General features: G+C 69.6%; 4 protein-coding genes. All 4 read left to right on the forward strand.

Annotated elements, in window-relative coordinates; all coding sequences use genetic code 11:
- The first annotated feature begins 527 nt into the window (after positions 1-527).
- The 4 genes from CEB94_RS34010 (at position 528) to CEB94_RS34025 (ending at position 16,554) form a co-directional block, all read left to right on the forward strand.
- Positions 528-6,113, forward strand: a complete 5,586-nt coding sequence (locus CEB94_RS34010; protein ID WP_175435785.1) for a DEAD/DEAH box helicase — start codon at positions 528-530, stop codon at positions 6,111-6,113.
- A gap of 5 nt (positions 6,114-6,118) precedes the next feature.
- The gene (locus CEB94_RS34015) at positions 6,119-8,422 is read left to right on the forward strand and encodes a hypothetical protein (RefSeq protein WP_246112212.1); all 2,304 of its coding nucleotides are present in this window, start codon (positions 6,119-6,121) and stop codon (positions 8,420-8,422) included.
- A gap of 100 nt (positions 8,423-8,522) precedes the next feature.
- Positions 8,523-14,486 (forward strand): hypothetical protein, encoded by a 5,964-nt coding sequence (locus tag CEB94_RS34020; RefSeq protein WP_175435786.1) that lies wholly within the window; start codon positions 8,523-8,525, stop codon positions 14,484-14,486.
- Positions 14,487-14,610: 124 nt separating this feature from the next.
- Positions 14,611-16,554, forward strand: a complete 1,944-nt coding sequence (locus CEB94_RS34025) for an SNIPE associated domain-containing protein (protein ID WP_175435787.1) — start codon at positions 14,611-14,613, stop codon at positions 16,552-16,554.
- Positions 16,555-16,586: the final 32 nt, after the last annotated feature.

Here is a 16,586-nt window from a genome sequence, read left to right on the forward strand (position 1 = left end):
TCAGGGTCAAGCCTTTCGTGCTGTTGGACGCGCATGCCATAGCTGATGCCTCGAGCATGTGCCTCGGCTCTCCTGGGGAGGAGTTGCCGAGGTCACCAGAGGCGCTGCGGTGATTTAACGCCGGCCGGGGGCCGTGCGTAGGGGGGTATTTCATGGCCGACGAGCAGGTGGTCTCTGTCGCGGCGCGGAAGATCGCAGACCTGGTCCGCGCCTTCCCGTCCGGAATCTCTGAGCGGGACCTTGTCGTGGAGGCGACTCGGCAGTTCAAGAGGCTGCCGGAGCAACGGTTGGCCAAGCTGGTCACCGAAGCGGTTGACGGAGGTTTGTTGATCGCTTCGGACGGTCGTCTCATGCCCGCTGTTCCGTCGGAGTCACGGTTATCTGAGGAGGCGTCGGCGAGTGACAGGAAGTTTTGTGACGGTGCGTCGCCGCCCAGTCCGTCTGCTCTGCGGGCCGTCGCGCTCGACATCGAGAGCGTGGTACGCACCACTCGGACCGCACCCTACGTGGAACGTCGCGTCTATGAAGTGGCAGCCGTCAGATTCGGCGCCGACCTGCAATGGGTGGCGGCAGCGCCTCGCTGGCAGCGGTACCTCAGATTCCCTGGGGACAGCGACGAGCTGCGCGACGGGGCTGTGCGGGACGCGGTGCTCGAACGGGGGATCCCCGCGCGGCAGGCATGGACGGAGCTGTGCGCCTTCCTCGCCGACGCCCACATCGTCGTCGCCTACAACGGCACAGGGCTGGACTTCCCCGTCGTCACTGAGGCGGCGAAGGAAGCCGGTAGCAGCGACCCGCTCGCCGCCGTACGCCCCGTCGATGCTCTGTATCTCGCCCATGCCCTGTGGCCCACAGCCCCTTCCCACCGGCTTCAGGACCTGACGCGGCAGCTCGGTTTACACAGGACGGACCTGCGTGCCCACACCGCGGACGGTGATACGGCCCTCCTCGTCCGCCTGCTGGAGCGGGCCGCCGCCGAGTTCGCCGACAGGACCCACGGGTTGCGCGAACTCGTCGCCGACGTCTGCCCCGACTCCGACGCGTGGCGGCTGCTGCGGGAACTCGCCGAGGGGGAGAGGGCCGCCGAACGGGTACCGCTCCTGTGGGAGCAGGCGCACGTTGCCCGTCTGCTGGGTGACGAGTTCAGTCAGCACCCACCGCGCCGGAAGTCTGACGGCAAGACACCGGGCCGTGGCGCCGTCGTTGTTCCGGACGAGCTCCGCGGCGCCGACGGCCGGGTCGATCCGACCTCTCTCGCCCGCGTCGTGCACGGCCCCCGGGTCGAACCGCGGCCCGCCCAGCAGAGGATGACCGCGACGCTGCACGACTGGACCGACCAAGGCGTCAGCGGACTGCTGGAAGCACCCACCGGCACTGGCAAGAGCTACGCGGTGCTCGCCGCCGCGCTCGACTGGCTCGCCGGTGGCGCTGACCGTACGGCGGTCATCGCCACCTACACCAAGCAGTTGCAGAGCCAGATGGCCAAGGACATCCAGGATCTGGAGCGCGCCTTGCCCGGCGTCCTCGGCATCGCCGACCTGGTCAAGGGCAAGTCCAACCGGCTCTCCCTCGCGGCTCTCACGAAGACCCTCGCCGAAGCCTCGCGCGGGCGCCGCTCCAGGAGCACGGCACGCGGCCGTGCACGCTGGTCGCAGGGACTCCGCTTCCGCGAGCTCGCCGTCTTCCTCGCCCTGCGCCTGCTCGCGGCGAAGGAGCCGCCGCAGTCCTGGGCGGCGAAGTCCGTCGACCCGGTCGACCTGCCCGCCTTCTTCACCGACTACATGGGCCCCGGCCTTTCCTTCTGGCTGGAGTCACTGTCTCAGCGCGACGGCGACTACGGTCCCGGTACGGGCAACCCTCTCACCGTGCACACCGACACGGTCCGCGAGGCCATCGGCAGCCATCGCCTCATCCTTGCCAACCACGTGCTCGTCCTCTCCCACCTGGACGACCTGCGTGCCGTCGGACCAGAGGTGCTCCTCGTGATCGACGAGTCGCACGAGCTGGAGAACGCCGCCACGTCCGCGCTGACCGTGGCCGTCGACTACCAGGACCTGGAAGCGGTGCTGTCGGAACATCAGGCCTGGATCGCGGAAGCGCACCCGGGCCCGGCACAGGACCGGGCCGCCTCCGCGATCGCCGACCTGGAACGGCTACTCGACGACGAACGGCTTCCCCGGATGGCGGCGCAGGCCTTCGACGCGCAGGCCAAAGGAGTGGGCGTACGGATCGGCAACCGGGCGACCACGCTCGCCAGCCCCTACACCGGCACCTCCGGCACCCGGGACACCCGGCGGCTGTCGCTGTTCCTGGACCGTATCGCCAAAGCGCTCGTGGCCTGCCGCATCACACTAGAACGGTACGTCGTCCAGCACGCCGCCCACATCGACCCGCTGGTCGAGGAACGACTGAACGCGCTGGCATCCCGCACCGACTCCCTCATCACGGCTCTCGACCGCGTCACCTCCGACATCAGAGCCTTCCTCGACCCCGCTGTCACGCTGGACGAAGCTCTCCCCTCGCGGGTCATCCACTTGGAGGAACTGGCCGAACCCAAGGCAGAGCTGCGCTCTTACCGCTTCCGTATCGCCACCAGCCCCGTCGACCTGCCCGCGGATCCGGAGTGGCGGCGCTACTTGGAGTCGTTCGACCGCGTCCACTACGTCTCCGCAACCCTCCGTGTGGCGGGGGAGTGGGACTTCGTACGCAGCCGGCTGGGGCTGCCGGAGGGCCTGCCGGCTCTGGCCTTGCCCTCCCCGTTCAACCTGCGGAACCAGGCCGAAGTGGTGTGCTTTTCCGACTTCCCGTCCTGGGCCGAACAGGAGGAGGGCGCCCTGCGCACCGTCGCTCACCAAGTGGCCGGATTCGCCACGGAGATGACACGTGCCCGCTCCGATGGAAACGGGTTCGACGGTGGTGGCATGATCCTCACCACCGCCCGTTCGACCGCAGCGGGCATCGGGTTCCACCTCGTGGAGGAACTGCGCTCCCGCGGCCTGGACAGCCCGGTCGTCGAGGCGCTCACCCTGGGAAACGGCCGCGCCTACCAGGCATTCACCGACCGGCGGGACGGCGGGGGCTTCCTCGTCGGCACAAAAGGCCTCTGGCAGGGCGTCGATGTCTCCGACGCCGAGCGGTTGCGTCTCGTCTGGATCAACAAACTGCCCTTCGCGCCCTTCGCCGCCCCGATCGTGGAAGCCCGGCGCGCTGCCGTCGCCGAACGTGCCGAGCACGCCGGCCACCCCGACCCGGACGGTGCCGCCACCGAGCACTACTACCTGCCGCTCGCCGCTCTCCAGCTCCGCCAGGCGGTCGGCCGGCTCATCCGGTCCGACCGGCACCGCGGCGTCGTCGTCATCAGTGACCGCAAACTCGCGGGACAGAGCAGCCTGCGCCGCTCCTACCGGCGTGCCTTCCTCGGCAGTCTCGGCGACGGACTGGAACGCCCCGACCCGGACACCGGTGACATCGGCGGTGGCAACGTCACCACCATGGCCGAAGGATGGCGCAGCATCTGGGAGTTCATGGCCGACCAAGGAGTCCTGGACCCGGCCCGCGCCGTCGAACTGTGCACCGACGAAGCCCTCGAACGGCACACCCTCCTGCCGCACACCCGGCGCATCCGCGAACTGGCGCTGACTCCCGAGGAGACACGGAAGCTGCGGGAAAAGGGCCTCCTCGCCGAGGAGGTCAGGGAACGCTCCGCACACATCGGCGGCCTGCTGGGGCTCTCCGACGAATCCGTGGCCCTTAAACCGGCCCAGCAGACCGTCATCACCGCCGCTGCCGAGGGCCGCAACGTACTCGGACTGCTGCCCACCGGCTTCGGCAAGAGCTTCACCTTCCAGCTGCCCGCGTTGGTCCTACCCGGCGTCACCGTCGTCGTCAGCCCGCTCGTCGCCCTCATGCACGACCAAGCATTAGAACTCAACCGGTCCATCGGCGGAGCGGTCCGCGCGCTGATCTCCCCGCTGCGGGAGTCCAGCAGCAGGGCCGGCAAGACGGAAGTGACGGACCAGCTCCTCGGCCGGGCCGACCACGGCATCCGCCTGGTCTACGTCAGCCCGGAACGCCTCTGCCAGCGGCGCTTCCGCGAGACCGTAAGAGCAGCCGCAGCGGCGGGCCGGGTGACCCGGATCGCCGTCGACGAGGCCCACACACTGGCGCAGTGGGAGGACTTCCGGCCGAGCATGCGCCGGGTCAGCCGGTTCCTGGACGAACTGCGCCGCGCACACGGTGTGGCCGTCACCGCGGTGACAGCCACCGCCAACCGCGCCGTCCACGAGGCCCTGCGCGAGGGGCTGTTTGCCTTGCCCGCCGAGGTGCCCGAGCCCGGTTCGGCCGAGGCTGACGCCGAAGCGGAACGCCCCAGCGTCGTCGGCGGGCTCGTGACCGTGCGGGAGAACCCGATCCGGCCCGAACTCGCCGTCTTTCGCCGCTCGCTCGACCGACTGGGGCAGGGCGGCGTGGCAGGGCTGGTGGAGCGCGTGGTCGACGCGCTCGTCGGCCACGCCATCCTGTACTGCCTCACCGTCAAAGAGGTCAACACCCTCTACACACACCTGCGTGAGTACGTCGGTGACGCAGGCATCCGCGTGCTGCGGTTCCACGGCCGCCTGACGGAGGCGGAGAAGGCGGCCGTCATGACGGAGTTCCGGGAGGCGCCGCGCGAGGGCGACGACAACTTCGCGCCGGTCGTCATCGTCGCCACTTCCGCGTTCGGGCTCGGCGTAAACCGGCCCGATGTGCGCACCGTGATGTGTGTGTCGCCGCCCACCGACCTGGCAGCGCTGTACCAGCAGATCGGGCGGGCCGGACGCGACAGCGCGGGCCGGGGGACGAGTGATGAAGGGCCCGTCAACAGCGGCCTTGCCCTTGCCACGAGCCGGGGACTGCGCATGGTCCGCTTCATGACCGGCCAGGAACTGGCCCCTTCCCTGCTGCGGCGCATGGGCGCCCTGGTGCTCGCACAGAACCACGGAACACTCGACCCGGTGCGACTGGCCGACGTCCTCATGGCCGAGGACGCGGCGACCGGCGTGCTGAATGAGTCAGAGCTGGAGGACCGGCACACGCAGGAGCGCTACCAGGGCGGCATCATGCGGGTTTTCAGCGCGCTCGCCGACCTCGGAGCCGTAGAGGACCTCGGTGACCACCCGCCGTACTGCGCGGTCAAGCCCGGCGACCTGCGGTCGACGCGGTACGGCACAGAGCAGACCGGAACCCCTGCCGAGGAGTCCACAGCAGAGGAAGCCGAACTCGCACGGACCGAGCAGACCGTCATCGAAACCGTTCTCTCCTGGGACAGCCCCAGGAACGTCGACGTCCGGCTCCTCGACCAGGAACTCGCCGACCACTGCCCCGGCTACCGCGCGGTCACCGACGGTCCCGCGGCCACCTGGGAACTCCTCGCCGACCTGCACGACCGCGGGCTCCTGGACGTCTCGGCGGCCCCCAGCCGCCGCCTGGTCACCGGACTTGCCGTGCGCGCCCGCACCCTGCCCGATGGCTTCTTTCCGCTGCTCGGCCGACGGGGCCGTCGAGCCTCGGAGGAACTGGCCAGATTGAAGAACTTCTTCGACTCGACCACGGTCTGCGCCCAGCGGGTCTTCGCCGACTACTTCGGCATCACCGAACCACCCGAGAGCTGCTGCACCACAGTCAGCTGCCGCTGCTCCGCCTGCTGGGACACCGGCCGCTGGCCTGTGGAGGAACGGCGCCCCGCCGTCGCCGAGGCGTTCCACAGCCCACGTCCGCGCGACGGCGGCCGCATGGACACCTCGCTGAGGGACCAGCGTGTTGACCTCCAGCTCCATCGGCTGCTGCAGCTCCAGCCGCAGGGGGTGCATCCGCGCCGGCTCTGGCACGCGCTGCGCGGCGACGAATCCTCCTACAACCCGAGGAGCCAAAAGATGATCCCCCTGCCGCGGGCGATACGGGACAGCCGCCACTTCGGAGGCCGCGCCGACCTTCCCTATCACGCGGTCGGCGAAAGCTTGAAGAGGCTGGCCGCCGGCGCAGTCGCCGTCGAGGGCCACGACGGCCTCTGGCGCGCGGCCCGCCCGGCACTCCACGCGGGGAACGGATCAGCGCGGAAGGAGAACGGGGCGTGACCACGATGACCACAGCCGGAACGGACGTCTGGCGGCCGTACGACCACGAGCCCGTGCTCACTCCCGCCATGACCGGGGGGCACCGGAGCACACCCCCCGAGGAGATGGACCGGCTCCGCTGCTACCTGGAGGCGGTCGTCGCCGACCGCCGGTGCCCGGTACACACAGCGGTCGCCTTCAACGCAGCCTACTTCGGCTACGAACTCGGCGGCGAGGGCTACGGCAACGGCCCCTTCGACCTCGATGCCTTCCCCTCCCTCACCCTCGGGGACGAGGTATCGGCCCTTCCCGTCGGAGCACTGGTGCGGATCGAGACGGGCTCCGACCCGCTGTACGCCGAGATCGTCTACAAGGAAGGCCGGCACCCCGGCGTCGAGGAAGGCGTCTCGGTACCGGCCTGGGCGTCCGGGGCCCCAGCCGGTGCGCAGGGACCCGGCGTACAGCAGGAAGCGACGAATGCCGTGCGCCGGGAACTCCTCGTCCCCGACCTCACCGCCTTCGGCCCCGCGCTCCAGCTCAGTGAGGCCAAGCTCAAGCGGTTCCGCGCGCGACAGAAGTGGCTCAACAAGGACGGACATGTCGTCGTGGACGCCCGGTACGTCTCCGCACCGGCGGCCGGGCTCGACGACACGACGGCCTTCGTGCACAACCTGCTCACTGACCAAAGGGAATCCCTGATGAGCCCTCTCGTCCCCGTGTCCGTCGCCCACCTGGCCGGTGGCAGCGGGGAAGAGCGGATGCAGGACGCCCTCCTGGGGCTGATGGACGCGGTCGATCATGCCCTGCGCACCAGCGCCGCCCTGCGGAGCTGGGGCCACTACGCGCTGACCCGCAGCCATATCGGAGCCGGCCTGTGCCACGACGGGCCGCTGGGCGGTGCGGACCTGCACGCCCTCGCCGGCTCCCTCGAACGCGGAGCCGTCCCAGACACCCGCCGGCGCCATGGTCTGAACAGCTCCCGCACCGTCTACACCGCGATCGGACCCTGGCTGCGCGGCGTGGACGGCGCCGAGCCGCTGCTGACCGGCGTCGCGTACGCGGTCTCGGTGTGTCGCGCCAATCTCGCGGTCACGGACTTCGTCCGCGGAGACACGGATAACGGCCTGCGCCCCGAAAGCGACGTACGGATCACCCTGGACGACGACTTCGAGAGCGGCGGCATCTGGCGATCCCACCACCCGGGTTCGCAGGAGGCTGACGACAGCGACCCGCTGAGCCCGGCGGGGCGCGGCTGGCGGGACACGGTGAACCCGCCCGAGTCCCGGGCCGCCGTGATCGTCCAGCAGCGCGCGCCCGAAGCGGAGCAGCCCGCTGACGCTTGTCCGGCCGACACCCCGCTCGCCGATCACGAGGGGATCGGCCTGCCGAACTATCTCAGGATCAACGACAGCGAGGTCTGCTGGCAGGTCCCATTGCGCCTCGCCCACCTCATGGAAGACAGACTGCCGTTGAGCAGGATGGTCCGGGACGGGCTGGGCCATCTCGGCATGGACACCGTCCCAGTGAGGCTGGAACTCAGCCACCCGGGAGGAATGGCCGACGTGTCCGAAGAGGTCCAGGAGGTCGTTCTGGACCTGACCGAGGAAACCGGCATGCTTTGCAACGTCCAGTGGCCCATCGACTTTTTCCCTGGACTCCGCCTCCACATCCAGTGGCCGCGCGGTGGCACGGTCTTCCGGCTCTACACGGTCGAACTGGAAGAACCCGTCGACATCGACGGGCAGCTCGTCACCCACCGCTACGACTCCTCGGTCCTCACCCGGGAAGGCGCTCCCGGCAGCAGCCGGGACGGTGATTCGTCCGCCGGGCTGGACACCCGACGCCTCGTGCTGCGCGCCGTACGACGCTTCGGCCGACTCACGCCCGACGGTCACGCCCTGCTTGACCGCACCGCACTTCCCAGGGGCATCTACGATACGACCCCGGCCCCGCACCAGGTCACCGCACTGGAACAGGCCGTGGACGAACTTCTCGCAGAGCGACACCTGTACGCGGCCACGGGCAGCCGCGGCGCGGACGGCGAGCCCCACCACCCCGCACGTGACGGCGAGTCCGCGATCGCCCTGATCGGCTATGCACCGAACCCTGTGGTGGTGCCACGGCCGGGCCCGGGAGCCGGCGCCCTTCCGCAGAACAAGGGGAGGGAGCACTTCGTCCACGGCTTCCTGCGGCGGCTGCCCGCAGGCCACGAGCCGACCGGCGCGCAACGTGCCGCCTACCGCGAGCACTGCCGCCATGTCGGGAAGGCCGACGGCTGGGAGCTGCCCCACGGCTACACCTTCGTCACCGCGCACGCCCGCCGTCGCTGACCACTCCGCCCGTCGGGCCGCGCAACCGCGTGCGGCCCTTCCCGCACCGCGCAACGCGCCACGCACAAGAGATCGGGACCGAATGACCGCCAGCTATCCCGTGGTTGCTGAACCACCGTTCTCCCCTCCCGGTACCCCTGTCGACCTGCTCAAGGACCTGGCCGTCGCGCTCAGCGAGTTCGGCTCGGTCTTGGACTCCATCGACGAACTCACCGTCGGGGAAACGGAGCTCGCGCTCAACTCCCTTGGTCCCAAGGACCGTCAGACCATCATGGGGGGCCTCGGCTTCCGCAAGGTTGAGCCGCGGCGCTTCGGTCATGTGCTGAGCGAGCAGGTACTCAAGCGGTTGCAGCGGATGGAGTCGGCCCGGGACCGCAGGCACGCCGTATCGCATCTCACCGCACGCATCATGCAGGACATCGACCGCGTGGTCGGGGAGGCCGCTTCCCCCCGCTCCGGCACTGGGCTCATGGAGCGTTGGGGGGCACGTCTGCTGCGTCTGGCGCTGTTCTCTCACCTCCAGGCATCGGTATACGACGCCCGATTGCTGCTGTGGGCCGCGGATCACGACTGGTTCGGCATCCAGGCGTCCGAGGCCGCCCGCGACGCGGTGTACAAGGCGGCGCAACGGGTGATCGACGGGACTCCTGGCTTCGACCACCACGTTGCGCCGCACGAGGGCACAGGAGCCGAGGACGCGAGGCAGACGACGGCCGTCCCAGCCCCCCGGCAACCCCTCGGCGAATCAGGGCGGAAACCTGCCAAACCCATCGCGGAGCAGGAACAACAGCCCTGCGATGAGCGGCCCTCTCCCGAGAGTCTCATGTCGGCCGAGGGGGAGCTCAAGTGCGTCCTTGACGAGGCGCTCGAGGCCGCCGACCGCGTGCGACTTGCCCTGCTGGCCGGGTGCCCACCCGTCGACACCGACCTGGCACAGCTCGCGGCTGTCTCTCCGGCATTCGTCCGCACGCAGGCCATGCTCTCCGCGATCGGGGTCACCGGCGTCGCCGACCGCCTCACCGACGTTCTCACCGCGATCGACGAGTTTCGTACGGCAGCGGAACGTAAGGAGAGGGAGGACCGGACCCGTCGCGTCATGACGACGGTGCTGGCCCTTGGCTGCTCCCCGGACAGTGCGGTGGCCGAGGTGATCGCGGATGCCCGACAGCGTGCGGAGGGATTGCTCGCGAAGCAGCGGTGGGACGCGCAGGATGAAACTTGTGCGCACTTCCTCTCCTTGCTGGTGCGGCTTGTCGAGCTGGGGGAGCAGAACGAATCCCAGCAGGCGATCATCGACGCCCAGCAGCAACTGTCGGTGGCGCATCCTCCGTACGCCGTAGCCGCTGTCCTTTACCAGCAGATCACCCTGACGACGGAGACGGATGCCACGGTTCCAGCCCAGACCGAGGAGCTCATCAAGGGCCAGGAGAGCTGGGAAAGCACCGATGTCCGAGTAGAGGCTGAGGAGTCCGCCGCATCGGACGGTGTCCCCGGTGCGCACTCAGCGGCAGCACATCACGTTCCCGAGCCCGCTCCGGTCGAGCACGGTCCCTCTCCCGCAGAGCCCTCTGAGTCGCAGACTGAACCGTCGCGAACGGCCACAGTGGAACCTGCAGCGACCGCCGAAGGCGGCGCCGGCACAGCTGACCACACGAGGCCGCATGACATCGACCCCATCCTCGCCCGTCTCATCGTCGAGAAGCGCTTCGGACTCGCCGCCCATCTGTCACAGGCCGCTGACCGCCCGAAAATCCAGTCCGCCGTACTGCGTCTGGCCGCTGCGTCGACGCTGCTGCACTCCAGGACCGGCGCCGCGGCCCAGTTCATCGAGGAGTCACTGCACGACTGGGACTCCCATGAGGGAAGTGACGGGGAAGGGTTGTCCCTGCTCCTGTTGCCCACCCTGGTACGCGCCGCCCTGGTGACGGGCGCACCGGTCGTCGGGGCACAGCTGAGGGAGCTCGCCCCGCAGCTGCCGGACGCCCTGCACGAGATGGCGACCGTGGTGGCGGAGCGTACCCTCCAGGGCGCACTCCTCATCGCGCCGCCCCATGCCGTCATCGCGGACGTCTCCCAGACGGAGAGCAAGCTCCGCGCTGCCGTGGAGGGTTGCCAGACCCTGCTCACCGCGCCGAGGCTGCGCTATCAGCGGGCAAGTGCCATGGTGCAGCGCTGGCTGGCTCCGACGGGCCTCCTCGGCAGCGTGCTGACCGCGATTGTGAGCGGCGCCCCGGACGCCGAAAAGCGTGCGGACGGCCTGCTGGAGAGCCTCGCGCGGCGGGCACAAATCGAGGCGGCCATCGACGAGATGGACGGCGCCCTGCGCAGCCCGGGTGGACGCGGCATCCAGGGCTCGGGCCGCAACAACGTCCGCCAGTACGTGGAGCGTGTGCGGGACGCCGTACGGGAGTGGCGTGTCGTCAAGCGTGACCTGCAGGCGGGTCGTTCGGAGGAGAACGCGTGGGCCTTCCAAGCCGTTGCATCCCTACGGCTCTCCCTCCTCGGACTCCGCGAACGGGTCGCGGCCGACCTCACCGCGGCAGAGCGCAGTTCCGCCGTCCTGGCGAAGGCCACCGCCTCGGTCTCGCGAGACCTCTTCTCGGAGGTCCTCGGCGGACTGGACGCCGACAGCCCATCGGTCGAGACGGGGCTGGACCCCGATGTGCAGCACGTCCTGGACGCCGAACTGTACAAGGCAGGGCGGAACCTACCGCGGGGTGAGAAGCGGACCGTGGGCGACCTGATCGAGGCCGTGGACCGTACCTGGGACGAGGCGATCGACCTCCAGGTCGGCCGTGACGGATTCGCCGTGGTCCGCACCATCGTGGACCTCGCCGACCTGGGCGTGCTCCCCGCGGCCCGCACGCTGACCCTCTCCGAGGACCGTCGGGCCCAGCTCACAGCGGCCGAGAGGGAGCGCCACGCGGCACTGGTCGAGAAAGCGCGGGAACTGGCGGCCCGACTACGCCGGTCCCAGGCGGACGAAGCGCTCACCGTCGAGCAGGACGTCAGTCTCCAGGAGCTGCTGGCGGATGCCAGAGCGCAACTGGAGAGCGACGGGCCGCGCGAGCTGGCCGCAGTGCGCCGCAACCTCGACCGGGTCGAGGAACTCCTGCCGCGTTACCGCAAGGAAGCGGCCGACCGGCTACGCGCCCGGCTGGCGGCGCTGACGGACGTGAGCGCGGAGGACCGTGAACGAGTCCTGCGCAATCTGGACACCGACAACCTGGCCACGGCGGCCGAACTCGTCTACTTCCTCGAACTGGGCGAGCCCGTACCGGAGATCAGGTCCGAGGACTCACATCTGGAGGCGTTCTTCCCCGCAGCGCCAGACGCCCTGCCCGGCGGCATCGACGCCGAGTTGATCGAGGCCGTCCGTGCCCGGGGCCTGTACGGCGACCACGCGGTGCTGAACTACGCCGCGCTTTCCGAGGAAGAGGCCGAACGAGCAGCCGCGGCGCTGGAGCTGTGGAGCAGGCTGGCCACGACCAAGGACCGCATCAAGATCAACCCGAGGGAGAGTCTCACCCCAGCCCTGTCCCTGCTCGGATACGAGGCGCGGCGGGCCCGGCCCCTGGACGACCTGCCGCGCGGTAAGGACTACCGCTTTTTCGAGCTGGCTGACGTGCACGTCACCGGCCGTGCCTGGGCGCCAGCCTTCGGATCACAGATCAAGGACCGGGGAGGCAAGCTGCGCGCCCTACTGATCTGGGGCCGGCCCGCAGCGAAGTTGCTGATCAGCCGCATTCTCCAGGACCCCGACGAGAGCAGCCTGCTCGTCGTCCACTTCGGAACGCTGGACAGCAGGATCCGTACCGAACTGGCAGTCGCCTCCCAGGACAGCAAACCAATCATGGTGGTCGACGACGCTGCGCTGGCCTACCTCACCGCTCACGGCAACCGGCGGGTGGACGCCGCGACCGAAACGCTGTTGCCGTTCTCCTCGGTGAACCCGTACATCAAGGAGAAGCGCGGTCAGATCGGCCGGGAGATGTTCTACGGCCGGGACCGCGAGCGCAAGAGCATCCACGACCCGGCGGGGACCCAGATCCTCTACGGAGGCCGGGGACTCGGCAAGTCCGCCCTACTCGCCGACGCGGGCGACCGCTTCGAGGAACAGCGCCCAGGGGCGTACCGCAAGCTCTACCTCAACCTGGACAAGATCGGCATCGGCAGGGGAACCGCGCTCGGCGCCGAAGCGATCTGGCCCACCCTGGATCAGGAGCTCACCAGGGAGGGCGTCCTGGAGGAGCCACGTCGCCGCAGCCCGCAGCAGGAGTCGTGGCAGAGGGTCACCGGAGGCGTCGCCCGATGGCTCGAACAGGACCCCGACCGGCGGCTGCTCATCCTCCTCGACGAGTGTGACCGCTTCTTCGAGGCGGACGTGCCCGAGTGCACGGAGACCCGCCGCCTGCGGGGTCTGGGCGAGGACTCCCGCGGCCGGGCCAAAGTGGTCTTCGCCGGCCTGCACTCCGTCCAGCGCTTCACCCGGCTCGCCAGGAACGGCCCGTTCAGCCACCTGGCACAGACCCCCACGGTCGTCGGGCCGCTCGCTCCGCAGTTCGCGGCCGACCTGATCGTGCACCCGATGCGCGCTCTCGGCTTCGAGTTCGCCGACGTCGACCTCGTGAACCGGGTGCTGGGTTTCTGCTCGTACCAGCCGTTCCTGTTGCAGATCTTCGGCAGCCGGATGGTGCAGGTCATGCAGGACAAGCGGACACGCCTTCCCCTCGCCCCGCCCCCCTACACGATCGAGGAGTCCGACGTGGACGCGGTGGAACAGGACGCCTCGCTGCGTTCGGACATCACTGCGGCCTTCAAGGACACCCTCGCCCTCGACGACCGCTACCACGTCATCGCCAACGTCCTCGCCCAGCACGCGCGGGACAACGGTCTCGAGACCCGGCTCAGTGACCGGGAGCTGCGGGAGGAGTGCGCCGGATGGTGGCCGCAAGGCTTCGAACAGCTGGACAGTGAGGGCTTCCGCGCCTATCTGCAGGAGATGGTCGGCCTCGGCGTCCTGGCGCCAAACAACGACGGGCAGGGCTGGCATCTGAGGGGCCCCAACGCGTTGCGCATGATCGGCACCGCGCAGGAGATCGAGGCGCGGCTCCTCGGCGCGGAGAAGGAGTCCCGGTTGGAGGAGACCGTCGTACTGGAGAGTCGGCCCGACCTCTCCGACGGCCGGTCCGCCCCGCTCACCGTCAACCAGATCGACTACCTGCTGGGGGAGGGCGTCAACCAGGTCCGGGTCGTCCTCGGCACACAGGCGACCGGCGTCGCGGACGTGGAGCGGACCCTGCGGGAGGTGACCGGTACGGTCGTCGGCTGGTCGGTGCCGCCGATCGGCAGCGCCAACACCTTCCGCAAGGTGCTCGCGGCCGGCCGCGCCGGCGAACGGCAGCTGCTCATCAGCGATCTCACATGGGGCAACGAGAAGCCCTGCCGGGAGTCCCTCGAACTGGCGAGGACAGTCCTGCCCGACACCGCCGAGGCCACCAGGTCCGTCGTCTTGGTGTCTGGGGTGGGACAGCTCGGTTTCTGGTCCGACCTCCTCACCGGTGACGAGACCGACCACGACACCGTGGTGGTGTTGCGCCGGCACGACCCGCGAAGCCTGAAGGACTGGACGCAACGGCACAGCCTGTGCGAGACGGACGAACGCCTGGCCCGTCTGGCGGCAGCGACCGGAGGCTGGCCGTTCCTGCTGGACAAGGCCCTGGAACTGCGTGAGCACCATCACGACCAGGACAGAGTGCTGCAGAGTCTTACGACTTGGCTGGAACAGAGCAGCGGCGCAGGAGAGTTCGTCGAGGCCGTGGGTTTGCTGGAGAGCGGCACGCTCAAGGCCTGCTACTTCGCCGTCGTCGACCAGCTCGGCACCGGATGGCACGACGATGCCTACACCGTGACCGCAGCTGAGATGGCGGGCCTGGCCCCCGACGAGGCGCTACGGGCTGTGACGTGCCTGGAGGCACTCCAGGCCCTGGACCGGGAGGGCGCGCGCCTGCGCGTCGAGCCGGTCCTCCATGCGGCGCTGGGCGTGCTCGGCGCCAAGGGATGACCTGCCGCCGCCACGATCCCCCTTATATGGGGCAGCGTGCCCGGCGGACCGTCCGTGCTCCGACCACGCATGACAATGACAAGAGAAAGTGACCCCGTTGTCCGTACATTCCTCCCGACCCGACGTGGATGCGGCAGCAGCCGCGATCAAGGGCATCTGGTTCCCGGTCAAAGGTTCCGTGAAGAGCCTTCCCGAGGTGCTGATGCCCGACGAAACCGTTCAGGCCCTCGCCGTCGCCCACCACGACGGCGTCATGGGAGTGCTCGCCCTCACCGACCGCCGTGTGCTGTTCCGGGCGCAGGGCTGGACCGGCCAACGGCTCGTGTCCCACGCCCTCGGCGAGATCTCCGACCTGCGCTGGGCGGGCGGACTTGGCCAGGGAGTGCTCACCCTGTCCGTCGCCGGGTGGGCGGCCGAGTTCAAGAACATGGACAAGCGGGATGGCCCGAACCTCGCCGACCGCCTGCGGCAGTGGCGACAGTGGTACGCCCAGCAGGTCGGCGTCGCTGCGCATCCTGCTCCGGGACAGCACCTCGCCGCACCGGCCCCCGTTCCCGCGCAACCGTTCACGGGCTCCACGCCTGCGCCCGTCCCCGCGCAGTCCGGGCCAACCACCCCGGCCGTCCCCGCACCGCAGCACTCGTCGAGGCCCTCCGGCGGTGGTGGAGGTCTCTTCGGCCGCCGCCGGAGGGAAGCGGAGGCGGAAACCGCCCGCCTGGAAGACGAGTTGCGCGCCCAGGCCGCCCACGCCGAGGCCCTGCGGGCGGAGAACCAGCGCCTGCTGGCCGAGCTGACCGCCCTCGCCGGCGCGGACGCGGCCCGCCTGGTCCACGAGACCGAACGCCTCCGCCGCACCCACACCGAGCACCTGACCGAGCTCCAGCGCATCGACGCCGTCCTCGACGCGAAAGTGGAGGCGGCCGCCGAACGTGCCGAGATCGAGCTCGGCGGCACCCGGCAGCGGCTGCACGAGATGGAGGTACAGGTCCAGGAGGCCGAGCGCCGCCTGGTCGCGGCCAGAAGCGGTCTGGTCGTCACCGACGACCTGGTGCTGCTGCAGGAGGCCGGCATCTACGAGTACCGCCACCCACTCGCGGACGCCGTCGCCTACAAGGCCGAACTCGACCGGATCAAGGACCAGTGCAAGGTGCTCACCAAGAACGGGCGGGCCGTCATCGGAGTCACCGAGTGGACCGTCAACGGATCTGCCGCCGAGGGACGCCGCATGGTGCGTGACTTCTCCAAGCTGATGCTGCGCGCCTACAACGCCGAGGCCGACGCCGCCGTACGGGGCATGAAACCCCACCGCCTCGCTTCCCTCATCGACCGGCTGGCGAAGTCCCGGGAGACCATCGCACGGCTCGGCAAGACAATGCAGATCCGGGTGACCGACGAGTACCACCGCCTGCGGGTGCGCGAACTGGAATTGACCGCAGACCACTTGGCCAAGGTCGAGGAGGAGAAGGAGCAGCGTCGCGAGGAGCGGGCGCGGCAGCGCGAGGAGGAGCGCCTGGAGCGGGAGATCGCCCGCGAGCGTGCCCGGCTCGACAAGGAGCGCAACCGCCTCGTCCTGGCGCTGAACCGGGCCCGTTCCGCAGGCCAGGCGGACCCCGCCCAGATCGAGGAACTGGAGCGGAAGCTGGGCGAGATCGACGCGGAGGAGGAGGCCATCAACCGCCGGGAGGCCAACAATCGCGCGGGATACGTGTACGTCATCTCCAATGTCGGCGCCTTCGGAGAGTCCATGGTCAAGATCGGCCTCACCCGCCGCCTCGACCCCATGGACCGCGTCAACGAACTCGGCGATGCCTCCGTGCCCTTCCGCTTCGACGTGCACGCGCTGATCTACAGCGACGACGCCGTCGGCCTGGAACGTGCCCTGCACCGGGAGTTCGAAGACTGGAGGGTCAACAGGGTCAACGCACGACGTGAGTTCTTCCACGTCACTCCGGTCCAGGTCCGCGACGCCCTCGCCCGCCACGCGGGCCAGCACCTCCTGGAGTTCCACGAGGAACCGGATGCCCCGGAGTGGCGGGCCAGCGTGGTGTCGGCAGAGGCGAACCGCTGACGGACGACGGCCGACGACGGGCGGCTGAGCGT

Source organism: Streptomyces hawaiiensis (assembly GCF_004803895.1).
In the GTDB taxonomy this organism is placed as follows: domain Bacteria; phylum Actinomycetota; class Actinomycetes; order Streptomycetales; family Streptomycetaceae; genus Streptomyces; species Streptomyces hawaiiensis.

Bases quoted from the DNA above. Each gene is read 5' to 3' on its own strand.
- CEB94_RS34015 (WP_246112212.1), top strand. From the start codon at position 6,119: ATGACCACAGCCGGAACGGACGTCTGGCGGCCGTACGACCACGAGCCC.